Source organism: Blautia sp. Marseille-P3201T (assembly GCF_900120295.1).
Classification (GTDB): domain Bacteria; phylum Bacillota; class Clostridia; order Lachnospirales; family Lachnospiraceae; genus Blautia.
In genome coordinates, this window is sequence record NZ_LT635469.1 from 568,872 (window position 1) to 585,318 (window position 16,447).

The following is a 16,447-nucleotide window of genomic DNA, read 5'->3' on the forward strand; positions in this document are numbered from 1 at the left end:
TATACATTTTTAGCGGATTTGTCGAGCACGCTTTGAGATTACAAGCTCAAAGTGAGCGTAGACTGAGCGCAAAATGTATAGATTTTCTTGAGACAGTTTCTTTCATTGATAAAGAAAATTTAATTTTTACAAGGTCTGATAAACCTCTGCCAGCATATTGACCAGAAAATCCTGAGAAAAACGGCTGGTGTCAATGCAAAGCTGGTAATTGTCCAGATTGTTCCACTTCTGGTCAGTGAAAAATTCGTAGTAAGATTTACGTGTTTTGTCCATCTTCTTTACAAGGGCACGAGCGCTCTTTTCTTCTCTGCCTAAGCGTTCCATAACTGCTTTTACACGATATTCATAAGGGGCGTATACGAAAAGACTCAGACAATCATCACCCAGTATATAATTAGCACAGCGTCCTACAATAATGCAGTCTTCTGTTTTGCCCAGACGCTCAATAATTTTGGACTCTGTCTCAAAAAGAACATCATTCATAGGGTGAAAATGATACTGTGGCTGCATCTGCATCTGCTCATTGATAGGAAGCCTCCACTGATTAGCTTTTTTCTCATCTACTTTCAGCAGTTCTTCATATGGAATGTCATTTTCTTCACTTGCAAGGCGAATAAGTTCGTGATCATAGAAATGAATTCCCAGCTTATTTGCCAGTGCTTTTCCGAGTAAACGTCCGCCGCTTCCATACATACGATTGATAGTAATAATACGATGACTCATACGAAACCCTCCTTTTAACAATCACTTTATATAATAAATTATAGCACTAATAGTCCGAAAATTCCAGAAAAAATGATAAAATGTAAGAAATATATTTAGAAGGATAAAGACTTAAATTGTGTTTTTCGGCAAAAAATCGTCTTTCTAAGGGCTAGAAGGTTGCTTTTTTTAGGGATTTATATTATATTAAGTTAGGTAATGTCATTTTGGAGATGGCAGTATAAAGGAGAATAGAATATGGAGAATACAAATAGCAAAAAAAAGATGAGCTCGGCAAAGCGAAAGAAAAAGCGCATTCGAAAAGCCTTTCGTATAGCCGGTGAAATTTTGGTTGGAATTCAAATTCTTGCGACGCTTATTTTTATCGGCTTTACATGGAGATTGGGAATGATTCCTGCCAAGTATGTAGTGGGGTTTGCAGCGTTACTTCTTGTTTTTGCAGCATTGCTTTTTACCATGCAGATTGTAACCAGGGGAAAAGCAATTGTCAGTAAAATTGTCAGTGTTCTGATGTCAGCTGTTTTGATATTCGGTTCTGTATATATGTATCAGACACATGATGCAATTAAGGACATCAGTGGTGATACTCTGGGAAAACAGGTACATAGTGTTCTGGTAGTAGTCAGAAAAGACGATGATGCAGAAAAGGTATGGGATACCAAGGATTATGTTTATGGTGTCCAGTCAATAGAAGATGACAGCGAAATGGCAGAGGCAATGAAAAAGGTCAATGCCGATGCAGGAAAAGAGGTTTTGACAAAGGAATTCGATACCTTAAACGATCAGGTGGCAGGGCTGTTAAGCGAAGCTGTAGATGCCATTGTGTATGATGAAAGCTTCAGCGGAATTATTGAAGAAGTAAATGAGAATTATAACAGCAAAGTAAAAGTCATTGCACAGTATAGCATTGAAAGTAAGAGCGACAGCATGACACAGGGAGTTTCTCCTGACGTAAACGTAAAAGATGAACCGTTCAGTATGTTTATCAGCGGTATTGACGTCTATGGACCGATTTCTTCAAAGAGCAGAAGTGATGTAAATATTATTGCAACCGTCAATCCTGAGACAAAGCAGATTTTGCTTACCAATACACCGAGAGACTTCTATGTAACAATTCCTGAGGTGTCAGGTGAGAAAAAGGATAAGCTGACACATGCGGGTATTTACGGCGTAGATAAGTCCATGGCGGCTTTAGAAGAATTATATGATATTGAAATTCCGTTTTATACAAGAGTAAACTTTACTTCTTTGATTACGATGGTTGACTTAATGGGCGGCGTAGATGTAGAGTCAGAATTTGAATTTACCACAAGCGGCGCCGGTGGTGAGATTATGGATGTAAAGAAGGGCATCAATCACTTTAACGGTGCACAGGCGCTTTCTTTTGCCAGAGAACGTTATAATGTTCCGGGCGGAGACAACCAGAGAGGTAAGGACCAGATGGCTGTTATTCAGGCCATGTTTAAGAAAATGATTACTCCGGAAATGCTGGTAAAAGCGCCAAAGATGATTTCCGAAGTAAGCAACAGCGTAGAAACCAATATGTCTATGGAACAGATACAAAGATTAATTCAAAGTCAGATTGACAATGGCGGAGAATGGACGATTAAATCTGTTGCAGCAGAGGGTACAGGGGATCAGGCATTTTGTTACTCTGCACCGGGTACTGCTTTGTATGTTACAATTCCGGATGAAACTTCGGTTGCGAACATTAAAGTGCTGATGGACAAGGTGGAAAACGGTGAAATGCTTCCAAGCGACACGCCAAATGAAACAGGGGAAGCAGTAGAATAAGAAAAAAACACAACTGACGAAAGTCAGGAACGATATTATGATAGAGGTGCAGGTTTCAAGAGTACCCTTTTGCAAGGCAGGGCAGCCGCAGGAGGGGAAAGGGGAAGCTGCCGAAGTGGGAAAATCTGCCCGAGATTTTCCTGCTGGGACATGGTATAAGATATCATGTACTGTCACGACAAGTGGAGCGCTATCATCATTGGTCATACTCAATAGATTTCGGTAAAACCATGAATGCGTTCCCAGCAGGGAGTATCGTTCATGGTTTTTTTATACATTAAAACAAAGAAAGGAAAATTGATTATGACAAAGAAAAGAAAACTTTTTACCGGTATGGCAATTTTTATGCTGCTTATGATGACCTTTGCAGTCACTGTATTTGCCGGAGGTGAGACGGAAGCGCCAAAACCGCAGATGTATGCTACTTTTTGGTCTTTAGTACCTCCTGTTGTAGCCATTGTTTTGGCATTGATTACAAAAGAGGTTTACAGCTCTTTATTTATCGGTATTTTAGTAGGAGCTTTATTCTCAGCAGATTTTGGATTTGAGAAAACAGTAAACAATATTTTGGAAGGTGGCTTTATTAAGGTCCTTTCCGACTCTTACAATGTAGGTATTTTAATCTTTTTAGTGATTTTGGGAACGATGGTGTGCATGATGAACCATGCTGGCGGTTCAGCGGCTTTCGGCAAGTGGGCAAGCACCCATATTAAAACAAGAGTCGGCGCACAGATTGCAACGATTTTACTGGGTATGCTGATTTTCGTAGATGATTATTTTAACTGTCTGACGGTAGGAAGCGTTATGAAGCCTATTACAGACAAGCACAATGTTTCAAAAGCAAAATTTGCATATTTAATTGACTCCACAGCAGCTCCGATTTGTATCATTGCTCCTATTTCTTCATGGGCAGCCGCAGTCAGCGGATTTGTGGAAGGGGAAGACGGTCTGGCAATTTTCATGAGAGCAATTCCGTATAACTTCTATGCGCTTCTTACCATTGTTATGATGTTTGGTCTGGTACTGATGAGAGTGGATTTCGGTTCTATGGCAATCCATGAAGCAAACGCTTTAAAGGGAGATATTTATACAACAGGAAAGCGAGTGGATGAAGAAGTTTCAGAGAAAAAACCAAATCCAAGAGGAAAAGTAATTGATTTGGTAGTGCCTATTCTGGTTCTGATTGTTTGTTGTATTATCGGTATGATTTACACTGGGGGATTTTTCAGTGGAACGGATTTTGTAACAGCGTTTTCCAAAAGTGATGCTTCATTAGCGTTATCTATCGGAAGTGTATTTGCTTTCCTGCTTACGGTGATTTTTTATGTTGCAAGACGTGTGTTATCTTTCAGAGACTGTATGGACTGCCTTCCGGACGGATTTAAAGCAATGGTGCCTGCAATTTTAATTTTAACTTTTGCATGGACATTAAAGGCGATGACAGACAGTCTGGGAGCAGATGTTTTCGTGGCAACAGCCATGGAAAGTGTAGCAGGAGGATTGATGAATTTCCTTCCGGCGATTATCTTTATTGTAGGCTGTCTGCTGGCATTTGCAACAGGAACTTCATGGGGAACTTTCGGTATTTTAATTCCGATTGTTGTGGCTGTGTTCGGAGAAAGCAATCCACAGTTGATGATTATTTCTATCTCTGCATGTATGGCAGGCGCTGTATGCGGAGACCATTGTTCACCGATTTCTGATACAACTATTATGGCGTCAGCAGGTGCTCAGTGTAACCACGTAAATCACGTTTCTACACAGCTTCCTTATGCGGTGACAGTAGCCGGTGTAAGTTTTGTTACTTATATTATTGCAGGCTTTACACAGACAGCATGGATTGCCCTTCCGGCGGGAATTATTATGATACTTTGTGTTTTAAGCATTATTAAATATAATCACAAAGGCAAAAACAAATAATTGATATTAAAATTAGAAAAACAGCAATATATATAAAGTTTTTCGCAATATGCGCATAGAAATTTTGTGGAATATTGTATATTCTTAAAGTATAAATAAATGCTTTGAAAATGCGAAAGGAGAAAAGATGAGCGAAACAAATTTTAAAGGTCGTGTAACCATTCCAACAGATGTGGATGTGGTACCGGAAACTCTGGAACTGGTAAAAAGATGGGGAGCAGATGCAATTCGTGACTGTGACGGAACAGATTATCCGGAAGAATTAAAAAATGTAGATGCAAAAGTATATTCCACTTATTATACAACAAGAAAAGACAACGAATGGGCAAAAGCAAATCCGGATGAAATTCAGCAGATGTACATTATGACACCATTCTATACAGCAGTAGATGGTGAATTATCCATTCATCTGATGAACCATCTTTATCCTGATATGCTGAAAGTAAATTCTCATGACGATATTACACGCTGGTGGGAAGTGATTGACAGAACAACAGGAGAAGTAGTGCCTGTAACACAGTGGGATTACAGCGAAGAAACAGGGGATGTAACTATTCATGATGCAAAAGCATTCCATGATTATACAGTCAGCTTCTTAGCTTACATTATGTGGGACCCGGTACACATGTACAATGCAGTTACAAATGGCTGGACAAACTTTGAAAAACAGATTACATTTGATGTTCGTCAGCCAAAAACAAAAGAATATTCCATGAAACGTCTTCGTAAATTCATTGAAGACAATCCACATGTAGATGTTATTCGTTATACAACATTCTTCCATCAGTTCACACTGATTTTCGATGAGCTGGCAAGAGAAAAATATGTAGACTGGTACGGATATTCTGCTTCTGTAAGTCCATATATTCTGGAACAGTTTGAGCAGGAAGTAGGATATAAATTCAGACCGGAATTTATTATCGACCAAGGTTATATGAATAACACATACAGAATTCCATCTAAGGAATTTAAAGATTTCCAGGCATTCCAGAGAAGAGAAGTTGCCAAACTTGCAAAAGAGATGGTTGACATCACTCATGAATGCGGCAAAGAAGCTATGATGTTCTTAGGCGACCACTGGATTGGCATGGAGCCATTTATGGACGAATTTAAGAGCATTGGCCTTGATGCAGTAGTAGGAAGTGTAGGAAATGGTTCTACTTTACGTCTTATCAGTGATATCAAGGGAGTAAAATATACAGAGGGACGTTTCCTTCCATATTTCTTCCCGGATACGTTCCATGAAGGTGGAGACCCTGTAAAAGAAGCAAAAGTAAACTGGGTAACAGCAAGACGTGCGATTTTAAGAAGCCCAATCGACCGTATCGGCTATGGCGGATATTTGAAACTGGCTATGGAATTCCCTGAATTCATTGATTATGTAGAAAGCGTATGTAACGAATTCAGAACATTATACGAAAATATCAAAGGTACAACTCCATACTGCATGAAGAAAGTTGCTGTTTTAAACAGCTGGGGTAAAATGCGCGCTTGGGGTAACCATATGGTACATCATGCAATTTACTACAAACAGAACTATTCTTATGCAGGAATTATCGAAGCATTAAGCGGCGCTCCGTTTGACGTGAAATTCATCAGCTTTGACGATATCAGAAATACTCCTGAAATTCTGGATGATATTGATGTTGTATTAAACGTAGGTGGTGCATATACAGCATACACAGGCGGAGACAACTGGGCAGATGAAAAAGTTGTAACAACAGTGAAGAAATTCATCTACAATGGCGGTGGATTTATCGGTGTAGGCGAACCTACAGCATATCAGCATGAAGGACGTTACTTCCAGTTAGCAGGTGTTATGGGTGTTGAAAAAGAAACAGGATTTACTCTTAACACAGATAAATATAACTGGGAAGAACATGATCACTTTATTATTGAAGACTGTAAGGGTGATGTTGATTTCGGTGAAGGACAGAAAGCAATTTATGCGCTTCCAGAAGCAACAATTATTAAACAGAAAGATCAGGAAGTGCAGATGGCTGTTAATGAATTTGGTGAAGGAAGAAGCGTTTATATCAGCGGACTTCCATATAGCTTTGAAAACAGCCGTGTTCTTTACAGAGCAATTATGTGGGCTTCTCATGACGAGGAAAATCTTCACAGATGGTTCTCTGACAATTACAATGTAGAAGTACATGCTTATGTAAAGAATGGCAAATATTGTGTTGTAAACAATACTTACGAACCACAGGATACTACTGTATACAAAGGTGACGGAACAAGCTTTGATTTACATCTGGAAGCAAACGAAATTAAATGGTACGAAATTTAAGGCAGAAAAAAGAAGTCGTAGAAATTACGGCTTCTTTTTTTGACGATAAGCATTAGGAGTTGTTCCTGTAATTCGGCGAAATGTCTGAGAAAAATAGGATTGGGAAGAAAATCCACTGATTTCACCTATTTTTGTTACAGAGTAGTTGGTAGACTCCAGTAAGTAACGGGCTTCCTCTACTCTGCGCTGGATTAAGTAGTTAATAGGGGAGACACCTTTATAGTTTTTAAAGGCATGAACCAGGTAGTATTTATTAATATGTACAAGAGCGCTTAAGGCATCCAGCGTAATGTCTTCGTGATAGTGCTCATTGATGTATTGTTCTACCAGTCTGCATTCTCTGGTGGTTTTTTGCTTTGGAGCAGAGAGGAATTCCTGCCGTGTACTTCTGGCTATGGAAAGCAAAATCAATTCCAGCAGATTTTGGCATATTGTCTGATAACCAGCCTGCTGTGTCTTGATTTCTTTTACCAGAGTGTTCAAATACCAGGGGATTTCTGTGTGTTCCCGGGAAAGTGGAAATATGCTGTAACTATAAGGGGCTTCTTTTTCTGAATACTGAAACTGTACACCTTCAATACCCAGAGCAATGTATTCCCAGGGACGTTCTTTATTTCCGAATTCTGTGTGTGGAATATTGGGATTAATAAGCACAAGATCATTTTTCTGTACGGGAATTTGTTTTCCCTCAATTTGAAAGCAGCCTGTCCCTTTTGTCACAAAGAACAACTCAGAGAAATAATGGGAATGTTCCATGCTGTGCCAGTCTTTATCCGAAGTGGCGCAGGTGACATAGAGAAGTTGTGCTTTTAGAACATCCGAGTCAGAACCCTCGAAAGGATAGCGGACATTACTCATAGGTTTTCTCCTCCTCTTTCATTTCTCTCATAATACTTCTGTTTATGATAACAGCCAGAAGAAAAGCGCATAGATCAGCAACAGGCTGAGCCAGCTGTATTCCCAGAATTCCCAAAAGCGGCGGCAGAAGAAGAACGGCAGGAACAAAGAAAATTCCCTGTCGGGCAGCGGCTAAAAGGGATGCTTTAAATGTTTTTCCAATGGTCTGAGTCATCATGTTATTCATAATTACCCATCCGGAAAGAGGAAGGGCAATACACTGCATACGCAGAGCAAGTGTACCAATGGCAATTACCTGTAAGTCATTTTTTCGGAAAACAGAGATGAGAGGACCTGCGAAAAGAAAACCTGTAATACTGATAAAAATGAGTACCACAGTAGATACTTTTACACAGAACCAGAACGCTTCTCTTACACGGCTGAATTTTTTCGCTCCATAATTAAAACCGCATACCGGCTGAAAGCCCTGTCCAAAGCCAATTAATGCGGAAATAGCAAATTGAGAAATTCGGGACACAATGGACATAGCAGCAATGGCGGCGTCTCCATAAGGATTGGCAGCCAGATTTAAAGCCAGAATGGAGATACTTCCCAATCCCTGACGAAACAGAGAAGGAAGTCCGCCCTGGGCAATGATTTTTAAATTGGATTTTAAATATTTCATGGATTTTAGTTTCAGAGGAATACATCCTGATATTTTTATTCCCCAAAGGAGCAGAAGGAAACTGATAAACTGGCTTAAAATTGTTGCCAGAGCAGCTCCGGAAACTCCCATATTGAATTTGAAAATAAAAAGAGGGTCCAGAAAGATATTTAAAATGCCGCCGGCAGTAATGCCAATCATGGCGTAAAAAGCATTTCCCTGAAAACGAAGCTGATTATTTAAAACAAGCTGCGCTGTCATATAAGGGGCACCCAGCAAAATAATACCCAGATAATCTTTTGTATAAGGCAAAATTGTAGGGGTAGACCCTAAGAGCAGAGACAGTGGCTCTAAAAAAAGAAGACCTAAAATAGTTACGCAAAGTCCGCATAAAAATGCAGAGAAAAAACCAATCCCTGCAAGTTGTTCCGCTCTTTGGGTATCTTTAGCTCCCAGCCTTCTGGAGATGGAATTTCCGGAACCATGTCCGAAGAAAAATCCAAGAGCCTGTATAATTGCCATGACAGGGAATACAATGCCTACGGACGCAGTGGCGCTGGTTCCCAGTCTTGATACAAAAAAGGTATCGGCAATATTATAAATAGAAGTAATCAGCATACTGATTATGGTAGGAACTGCCATTTTTCCAATGAGTGAGGGAATAGGGGCAGTTGTCATCATTTGAAACTTTTCTTCTTGTATAATTTTATGCTTCAACATTATGCTCCTTCCTGTTTTGAAACGTAAGCTTGTTTTTATTATAGGCTTTTTTAAAGGAGCGGACAAGAGGAAAGTTAAGAACGGAGATAGGTGCGCATAGTCTTTAAGGCGTGTTTTTCCAGACGGCTGACCTGTGCCTGAGAAATACCGATTTCACTGGCTACTTCCATCTGCGTTTTTCCTTCGTAAAAGCGCATGGTAACAATATGCTGTTCTCTGTCATCTAGTTTTTTTAAAGCTTCTTTTAAAGAAATATTTTCAATCCAGTTATCTTCTTTGTTTTTCTTGTCACTGATTTGGTCCATCACGTAGAGTGTGTCTCCTCCTTCTGTATAGACTGGTTCGTATAAACTCACCGGACTTTGAATTGCATCAAGGGCATATACAATTTCCTCTTTATCAATACCGATTTCCTCGGCAATTTCGTTGATAGTAGGTTCTTTTAAATTTTGTTTTACATAGTTTTCTTTTGCATAGATGGCTTTGTAAGCAGTATCCCGAAGGGAACGGCTGACACGAATAGCGTTGTTGTCTCTTAAATAACGCCGTATTTCGCCGATAATCATGGGAACAGCATAAGTTGAAAATTTTACATTTAAGGTGGTGTCAAAGTTATCAATGGCTTTAATCAGTCCCACGCAGCCAATCTGAAATAAATCATCTGCATTTTCATTGCTGCTGGAAAATCGCTTGATAACGCTTAAAACCAGCCGCAGATTACCTTTAATGTATTGTTCTCTCGCTTCAGGGTCACCTTCTTTGATACGCACAAATAATGCGTCTTTTTCTTCATTTGTGAGAATAGGAAGACGTGAAGTATTTACGCCGCAAATTTCCACTTTATTAAGTGCCATAGCAAGAATCCTCCAATCATGTAATAAAAATACTGCTATGAAAAGCATTCTCCATGAAGCACCACAATATACGATAAAAGGGGAAATTTAATAAAGTTTTAGACCTTGACATTAAGAAACTGCTTTTTTGAAATAATACACGAATAAGCTAATTGAATAAATAGTATGGGCATAGTAAAATAGGTGTATCAGAAGACGTGAAATAGGAAAGAAATAGGAAAAAGGAGGAAAAGCAAATGAAGGGGAAACATATACTTTTCGCAGCAGCAGGGATTGCAGTATTGTTGTGTGCCGGATGCAAAGGGGAAGAAGGGAACAGTTCTTCTGTTGGAAATGCTCCGGAAAGTTTCTTGAAAGAGGTATTTACCACTGATTTTGAAGAACGATATACAGAATTTCAAAAGGATAATGATACAGAAAAGTATTACAATACATTTTCAGATTACGCTTCCAAGGCCTGTATAGAAGCTATGAGTGGTGACAGAATGCCGTTAAAATATGATAAGAAAGCAGATGAGGAGTCTGCGCAGACAACGGTTTCTGAAGTGAAATGTGAAGTGAATGAAGACGGTGAAGGGGAATTTGAAGTGTTTTTGAGCTATGAGAACGATGAGGCAAAAAAAGAGAAAGCCACGGGCCAAATCACCGTCATACAGGAAGATGGAAAAGAGAAGGTAGACTCCTTTTTTCTGAGTAATATTGTTGAAGTGAAGTAAAAGTGTAATTATCTGCCGGTTGGTTTAAAGGCTGAACCGGCAGATGTATTTTTTGAACGGTTACAAATTTTATTAAGAATTGTAAAAAAGGTATTGACAATTTGTCAAAAATCAGTATATAATAGCAAGGCAGTCAGCGATAAGCTGACAGGAAACGGGATCTTAGCTCAGCTGGGAGAGCATCTGCCTTACAAGCAGAGGGTCACAGGTTCGAGCCCTGTAGGTCCCATTTCTTTTGCAAAAGCAAAGGAAAAAAGATGGCGAGATAGCTCAGTTGGCTAGAGCATACGGTTCATACCCGTAGTGTCGAGGGTTCGAATCCCCCTCTCGCTACTTGTCGAAAGACAAAACATAAAATGGGATCTTAGCTCAGCTGGGAGAGCATCTGCCTTACAAGCAGAGGGTCACAGGTTCGAGCCCTGTAGGTCCCATTCTTTTGCGAAAACAAAGGAAAAAAGATGGCGAGATAGCTCAGTTGGCTAGAGCATACGGTTCATACCCGTAGTGTCGAGGGTTCGAATCCCCCTCTCGCTACTTTGTCGAAAGACAAAACATAAAATGGGATCTTAGCTCAGCTGGGAGAGCATCTGCCTTACAAGCAGAGGGTCACAGGTTCGAGCCCTGTAGGTCCCATTTCTTTTGCAAAAGCAGAGGAAGAAAGATGGCGAGATAGCTCAGTTGGCTAGAGCATACGGTTCATACCCGTAGTGTCGAGGGTTCGAATCCCCCTCTCGCTACTAAAAGAATAGTTTGCAGGAAATAGGCTGTGGCTCAGAAAGAGTCATGGCTTTATTATTTCATAGGAAATTGCGTCCTATGAAATAATAAATGCTCCACAAAGATCGCACTTCGCACTGCTGCGTAATCTTTTTTTATCAAAATGTGGTTTTCAGTAAATGGAGTTTGTGATAAAATAACAAAAAGCATTATTTTCTTTTTATTATCTATGAAGCAAAACTTTTAAAATTTTGTTTATCTAATCACAATTCTGTATTCGGGAAATTCATGCTTTTATCCACAACAACAAAGGCAGGAGCTTCCCTAAATAGAGAACCTCCTGAAAAACAAACTCGAAAAAACAAAAAGGAGGTTTTTATGACGGAAAAACTATTGCAGTGGCATCCGGCATTTTTTGCCGGTATTCAGATTGAATTTGGGGAGGAAGCAAAATATCTGGAATTTAAATCGGAATATGTACTTGGAACAAAGCCTATGATGATTGATGTGTTAATTAAAAAGAAAGAGGCACAAATACTGAAAAGAAGCATAGGGAAAATTTTCAGGAAATACAATATCGTAGAATACAAAAGCCCTGATGATTATTTATGTATTGATGATTTCTATAAAGGATATGCCTATACATATTTTTATAAGGCAGACAGAACACCTGTAAACTCAATTTTATTGGAAGAGTTGACGATTTCTTTTGTGTGTCAGAAATACCCGCGGGAACTTTTTAGACATTTGGCAAAGGAAAGAAAACTACAAATTGAGAGAATGTATGCAGGAATTTGACCAATCGCTTGGAAAGTACAAAAGATGCGGAAGAATTACTTAAAGATTATAAAAAACATAAGAAAAACTTATTATATGAGTCCGTGATGGACATTATTGTGCGGGCAAACGAAGAAAAATTTGAGGAGGCGAAAAAGATGTGTAAGGCATTAGAAGAATTAATGAAAGATGAGCTGGAAGCAAAAAAGACAGAGGGTAAGGAAATTGGAAAAGAAATCGGAGAAGAGCGTGTCAATGAACTTACTTTAAAGCTTTCTAAGCTGGGAAGAATAGAGGATATTATAAAAGCAGCTTCGGACAGAAGTTATCAGGAGCGTTTGTTTAAAGAATTTGGATTATAAGAAAATTGAAATATTTATCTATTTTATGAAGAAACGGAACATAAAATAGATAAATATTCTTTAGAGTTGTTTATAATTTTCTGGTTTTTTGAATACAGGCTCTTACAGCATCCATAACAGCGTTTCGCATTCCTTCTTTTTCCAAAATATTTACACCTTCAATGGTAGTTCCGGCGGGAGAACATACCATGTCTTTTAACTCACCGGGATGTTTTTTTGTTTCCAATACCATTTTTGCACTTCCAAGAACTGCCTGAGCGGCAAAAGCATAAGCCTGTTTTCTAGGCATTCCTTCTGCTACAGCACCATCTGCTAAAGCTTCAATGAACATGAAAACAAAGGCAGGGGAGCTTCCGCTGACAGCGCCCACAATGTCAAGGATAGGTTCTGTAACAATATCAGCCTGTCCAAAAGACTTTAAAAGTGTAAGGACATTTTCAAGCTCCTCATTTGACACCAGATTATCAGGGCATACACCTGTGACACCTTCACCTACAAGAGCAGGAGTGTTGGGCATGGTACGAATGATTTTTTTCTCATTTCCTAAATGTTCTTTCAGCCATTCCAGATTTTTTCCGGCAATAACAGAGATGATTACCTGTTCATTTGTTAAAATATCTTTTATCTGAAGAGCCACATCTGCGCAAAACTGTGGTTTTACTGCAAGAAAAAGATAATCAGCAGCTTTTGCGACTTTAAGATTATCTGTAGTACAGGAAATTCCCAAAGTAGTTTGAATTTTTTCAGCAGAACTTTGTGTTTTTACAGAAGCAAAAATATCTTCGGGTTTTGCCAGCCCTTTATTTAAAATGCCACCTATAATAGCAGAAGCCATATTGCCGCATCCTATAAAACCTAATTTCATGGTTAAAATCCTCCTTTTTCATCTATTATGCAGTTTTTTTATGTTATTTTCAAGTATTGCTTTCGTGACTGTGCTATATTAAAATGAAAAGAAGAAAAGCAGAGGAGACAAAAATTATGAGTAAAGAACTTTTTAGTGTTTATCATTGCAAAGCATGTAATAAAATTGAAGTGAGTCAATATATTTCAAAAGAACAAATGGAAGAATTAGGATTTACAGAAGAAGAATTAAAACCTATTTGTCCTTTTACCGGAAGTTCTGATTTAGAAGAATTAGGACATATGCCGGAAGATGATTTACGTCATTTTGCTTACACAGATATTGAGGGTGTTAAGAGATATTTTAAAGAAAGAGAAGGAAAGTAACAGGATTTTTCCTCAATCATAAAATAATATTGTACCCGCAGATGTGCGTGCACATTCTGCGGTAATTTTATATTTTATGGGAGGAAATATGAGGAAGGAAGTAAGTGTTTTATTTGCAATTGTGCTGGGGATTAGCACAATATTTACCGGCTGCGGTAAAGAAAAGAAGGAAGAAGCGGAATTGACACCTGTAACTCTTAACGAGGTTGCCCATTCTATATTTTACGCACCACAATATGTTGCTGTAGAGGAAGGATACTTCGTGAAAGAGGGTATTAAACTTGAATTGGTCACAGGATTTGGTGCAGATAAAGTAATGGCAGCGGTTCTTTCAGGTGATGCGGATATTGGGTTTATGGGCTCTGAGGCAAGTATTTACGCCTATCAGCAGGGCGCACAGGATCCGGTGATAAATTTTGCACAGCTTACACAGAGGGCAGGAAACTTTTTGGTGGCTAGAGAAAAAATGCCTGATTTTAAATGGGAGGATTTGAAAGGCACAGATATACTGGGAGGAAGAAAAGGTGGCGTACATATATTAATGTAAATTTGGAGAGTATTGTAATTTTATGTAACTGGGTGGATGGGATGAATAGTGCGAAAGAATTTCAGACATTGAAATAAAAAATATCCTGAAATCAAAAGAGGAGCCAGATTTCTCCGGCTCCTCCAAGTATGTGTCCGCAAACACATACCCCAATTGCTATTAATAATATACTATAATAACGAAAAATATGCAATAGATTAGATTGAATTTTTTAATATTGTCATCCGCGAAAACAAGTCTGGATGAACGGTGATTGCAGCTACGGCAGAACTAACCTGCCCCTCATATTCTTTAGTTATTTTTTCAAATTCTCTTATAAATGCTTTGATTTCAGTTTTGGACACCTTCAACAACTTTAAGAAATAACATATAAGAATGATATAATCTCCTATAGTCTTAAAATTTATGTATGGTAATCCCATTTCTGACATTAGACATTGCTTCATAGGTTTCGATGGATCCATTTTTCTAAAACGTGTATCATAAACAACATCATTATGTGCGATAGCATTTCTTAAATCTTTTAATGCATATACATATTTATAGACTAACGTACAATTGGTATCGCTGGACAAATTCAAACCAATATTTCTTGAAATTTTTTTTCTGACATCTTGTGTTAAGCAGGAAAGAAGATATCCAAAATCTCCCATTGTCAAAATTTCAAAGATTGCCCAGATTGGGACTTCATTATAATTCACAGTATTATAAAAATGTGTAATTTTCGGATTTTCTTTTCGGTATGCCGCTGCAATAGAATTTTGAATAGAACCCTGTAAATTCAATTTATTGTTCTGAAATTTTTTCTTAATGTCTTTCGAAGTTCCTGGTAAAGCATTTTTGTAACTGCTGACGGCTTTGTCATACATATCATAAATGCTGTTTGAATTAATCTCTGCCATAATGGTATTAAGGGCAATGTTTTTAAGAGCAGTTTCAATCAACATCATTTTACCGTATAACAATGATTTCAATTTTGTGTCGTATTGGATCGTAGCATTAATTTCATTGTATGAGGTAAAAGGGATTCTACGATTGGACGAAACAAAAAAACGGTATCCCTTATATCCGTGAAAATATCCTGTATTAATTAATTGTTGCTTTTGTGAACTGCCTGAAATAGCAATTCCATTATTCCGAAGATGACGCATTAGTGCATCTGTTGATTTATAATTTGACATAAATTCTCCTGTTTAACATTTAAAACTATTAATTGTGATACAATCGATTTTTAGCCTGTAATAAAGCGAATGTTTTCCTTCAGTTCATCGCTAAATTCTTCTAAATCGTTCATAGTGATTGCACCTTCATTTAAAAGTGAAACAATGTTAGAGATGCAATTAGAACGACTCATTCTTAACTGTACACCTGTATCTTTTTTATCGTTGCGAATTCGCTCTTCTAAAGCCCAGAATTTTTCAGAAGGAGTTCCTTTACCATTTAGCAATTCAATATATTCTTTATTCAACTTATCCATATAGGCTTCTTGCCAATCTGCAATTTTCTCTCTGAACAAAGCCCAATCCTTTTTAGTAAATCCGTATTCCGACATTGTCATGTTCCTCCACTTTGGCATAAGTAAATTATAGTATAAGCATTTTAGTTTCACAATACTTGTATTTAGAAAAAATATATTTGATATTTGATTTTGTATGATTGAGAATTACAATTCAAAATTGAATTTTAAAACGTCGAATGCTATAATCTTCTTATAATTCTCATTATGAGAAGTTGGACGGAATCGAGCATTGTATCGACGGTGAGATACCGTTTGATATTCCAGAATCTTGGGTATGGGTACGTTTCTTTTCAGTAATAGATATAGCAACAAACCTTGTTCGCCCTGATACATACGCTGATTATATGCATATCGCTCCAGACAATATTGAAAAAGCAACAGGAGTCCTTCTGGAATGTCGCACAGTACAGCAAGATAAGGTAGTAAGCCCAAATCACATGTTTTATAAGGGGCAAATTATTTATTCAAAAATTCGTCCGCTATTACGAAAAGCTGTAATTGCTCCGTTTGACGGATTATGTAGTGCAGATATGTATCCGTTAAATACATCAGTAAATAAAGAATATCTTTTGAGATATATACTGTCCGATACTTTCAACTTGCAAGTAGCAACTACGATGTCAAGCCGAGTTAAAATGCCTAAAATAAATCAGGATGAATTGAGTAATATACTAATTCCTATCCCGCCGATACAGGAACAAGAGCGTATCATAAGTAGAGTTAAAGAATTATTCGATAAGATCACGCTGATTTAGCGTAGAATTGTATAATATC

16 protein-coding genes, 6 tRNA genes and 1 riboswitch are annotated in these 16,447 nt (G+C 38.1%); of the genes, 15 read left to right on the forward strand and 7 right to left on the reverse strand.

Annotated features, from left to right (window positions below; all coding sequences use genetic code 11):
- Positions 1–126: 126 nt before the first annotated feature.
- Complete coding sequence (locus tag BQ7352_RS07700) at positions 127–723, reverse strand: cytidylate kinase-like family protein (protein WP_072448368.1); 597 nt, start codon at positions 721–723, stop codon at positions 127–129.
- A 237-nt stretch (positions 724–960) separates the two neighbouring features.
- On the opposite strand from BQ7352_RS07700, the gene BQ7352_RS07705 reads away from it, so the two are divergent.
- The 3 genes from BQ7352_RS07705 to gnpA all read left to right on the forward strand — a co-directional run bounded on the left by BQ7352_RS07705 (position 961) and on the right by gnpA (position 6,730).
- On the forward strand, positions 961–2,517 hold the full coding sequence (locus BQ7352_RS07705; RefSeq protein ID WP_072448370.1) for an LCP family protein: 1,557 nt from the start codon (positions 961–963) through the stop codon (positions 2,515–2,517).
- A gap of 33 nt (positions 2,518–2,550) precedes the next feature.
- Positions 2,551–2,718: riboswitch (Lysine riboswitch) on the forward strand.
- A 102-nt stretch (positions 2,719–2,820) separates the two neighbouring features.
- Positions 2,821–4,437, forward strand: a complete 1,617-nt coding sequence (locus BQ7352_RS07715; protein ID WP_330390412.1) for a Na+/H+ antiporter NhaC family protein — start codon at positions 2,821–2,823, stop codon at positions 4,435–4,437.
- 127 nt (positions 4,438–4,564) lie between these two features.
- Positions 4,565–6,730 carry a 1,3-beta-galactosyl-N-acetylhexosamine phosphorylase gene (gnpA, locus tag BQ7352_RS07720; RefSeq protein ID WP_072448374.1) on the forward strand — a complete coding sequence of 722 codons (2,166 nt, stop codon included), beginning with the start codon at positions 4,565–4,567 and terminating at the stop codon, positions 6,728–6,730.
- Positions 6,731–6,754: 24 nt separating this feature from the next.
- Here the strand turns inward: gnpA and BQ7352_RS07725 are convergent, their stop codons facing one another.
- The 3 genes from BQ7352_RS07725 to sigG all read right to left on the reverse strand — a co-directional run bounded on the left by BQ7352_RS07725 (position 6,755) and on the right by sigG (position 9,805).
- Complete coding sequence (locus tag BQ7352_RS07725; protein WP_072448376.1) at positions 6,755–7,588, reverse strand: AraC family transcriptional regulator; 834 nt, start codon at positions 7,586–7,588, stop codon at positions 6,755–6,757.
- Complete coding sequence (locus BQ7352_RS07730) at positions 7,581–8,951, reverse strand: MATE family efflux transporter (protein ID WP_072448378.1); 1,371 nt, start codon at positions 8,949–8,951, stop codon at positions 7,581–7,583. The genes BQ7352_RS07725 and BQ7352_RS07730 overlap by 8 nt, the downstream gene beginning before the upstream one ends.
- 74 nt (positions 8,952–9,025) lie before the next feature.
- Positions 9,026–9,805: an RNA polymerase sporulation sigma factor SigG gene (gene sigG, locus BQ7352_RS07735; RefSeq protein WP_072448380.1), complete on the reverse strand. Its 780-nt coding sequence runs from the start codon at positions 9,803–9,805 to the stop codon at positions 9,026–9,028.
- A gap of 236 nt (positions 9,806–10,041) precedes the next feature.
- Here sigG and BQ7352_RS07740 point away from each other — a divergent pair, with 236 nt between their 5' ends.
- The 9 genes from BQ7352_RS07740 to BQ7352_RS14810 all read left to right on the forward strand — a co-directional run bounded on the left by BQ7352_RS07740 (position 10,042) and on the right by BQ7352_RS14810 (position 12,377).
- The gene (locus BQ7352_RS07740; protein WP_072448382.1) at positions 10,042–10,521 is read left to right on the forward strand and encodes a hypothetical protein; all 480 of its coding nucleotides are present in this window, start codon (positions 10,042–10,044) and stop codon (positions 10,519–10,521) included.
- Between the two features lie 156 nt (positions 10,522–10,677).
- Positions 10,678–10,750 (forward strand) — tRNA-Val (locus BQ7352_RS07745).
- Between the two features lie 30 nt (positions 10,751–10,780).
- Positions 10,781–10,854: transfer RNA gene (locus BQ7352_RS07750), tRNA-Met, on the forward strand.
- A gap of 25 nt (positions 10,855–10,879) precedes the next feature.
- Positions 10,880–10,952: transfer RNA gene (locus BQ7352_RS07755), tRNA-Val, on the forward strand.
- A 29-nt stretch (positions 10,953–10,981) separates the two neighbouring features.
- Positions 10,982–11,055, forward strand: a tRNA-Met gene (locus tag BQ7352_RS07760).
- Between the two features lie 26 nt (positions 11,056–11,081).
- Positions 11,082–11,154, forward strand: a tRNA-Val gene (locus BQ7352_RS07765).
- A 30-nt stretch (positions 11,155–11,184) separates the two neighbouring features.
- A tRNA-Met gene (locus BQ7352_RS07770) sits at positions 11,185–11,258 on the forward strand.
- A gap of 358 nt (positions 11,259–11,616) precedes the next feature.
- Positions 11,617–12,036 (forward strand): hypothetical protein, encoded by a 420-nt coding sequence (locus BQ7352_RS14805; RefSeq protein ID WP_242948553.1) that lies wholly within the window; start codon positions 11,617–11,619, stop codon positions 12,034–12,036.
- A gap of 8 nt (positions 12,037–12,044) precedes the next feature.
- Complete coding sequence (locus BQ7352_RS14810) at positions 12,045–12,377, forward strand: hypothetical protein (protein WP_242948554.1); 333 nt, start codon at positions 12,045–12,047, stop codon at positions 12,375–12,377.
- Positions 12,378–12,447: 70 nt separating this feature from the next.
- Here BQ7352_RS14810 and proC read toward each other — a convergent pair whose 3' ends face one another.
- Positions 12,448–13,242 (reverse strand): pyrroline-5-carboxylate reductase, encoded by a 795-nt coding sequence (gene proC / locus BQ7352_RS07780; protein ID WP_072448385.1) that lies wholly within the window; start codon positions 13,240–13,242, stop codon positions 12,448–12,450.
- 116 nt (positions 13,243–13,358) lie between these two features.
- Between proC and BQ7352_RS07785 the strand changes: the two genes are divergently transcribed.
- Both BQ7352_RS07785 and BQ7352_RS07790 read left to right on the forward strand, forming a co-directional pair.
- Positions 13,359–13,607, forward strand: a complete 249-nt coding sequence (locus BQ7352_RS07785) for a toxin PIN (RefSeq protein WP_072448387.1) — start codon at positions 13,359–13,361, stop codon at positions 13,605–13,607.
- 88 nt (positions 13,608–13,695) lie between these two features.
- Positions 13,696–14,154 carry an ABC transporter substrate-binding protein gene (locus BQ7352_RS07790; RefSeq protein WP_072448389.1) on the forward strand — a complete coding sequence of 153 codons (459 nt, stop codon included), beginning with the start codon at positions 13,696–13,698 and terminating at the stop codon, positions 14,152–14,154.
- Between the two features lie 197 nt (positions 14,155–14,351).
- Here the strand turns inward: BQ7352_RS07790 and BQ7352_RS07795 are convergent, their stop codons facing one another.
- Both BQ7352_RS07795 and BQ7352_RS07800 read right to left on the reverse strand, forming a co-directional pair.
- Positions 14,352–15,335, reverse strand: a complete 984-nt coding sequence (locus BQ7352_RS07795) for an Abi family protein (protein ID WP_083429879.1) — start codon at positions 15,333–15,335, stop codon at positions 14,352–14,354.
- Between the two features lie 50 nt (positions 15,336–15,385).
- Positions 15,386–15,706 carry a multidrug transporter gene (locus BQ7352_RS07800; RefSeq protein WP_200791375.1) on the reverse strand — a complete coding sequence of 107 codons (321 nt, stop codon included), beginning with the start codon at positions 15,704–15,706 and terminating at the stop codon, positions 15,386–15,388.
- A 179-nt stretch (positions 15,707–15,885) separates the two neighbouring features.
- Here BQ7352_RS07800 and BQ7352_RS07805 point away from each other — a divergent pair, with 179 nt between their 5' ends.
- Entirely contained in the window at positions 15,886–16,428 is a 543-nt protein-coding gene (locus BQ7352_RS07805; RefSeq protein ID WP_055159167.1) for a restriction endonuclease subunit S, read from the forward strand.
- Positions 16,429–16,447 lie beyond the last annotated feature (19 nt).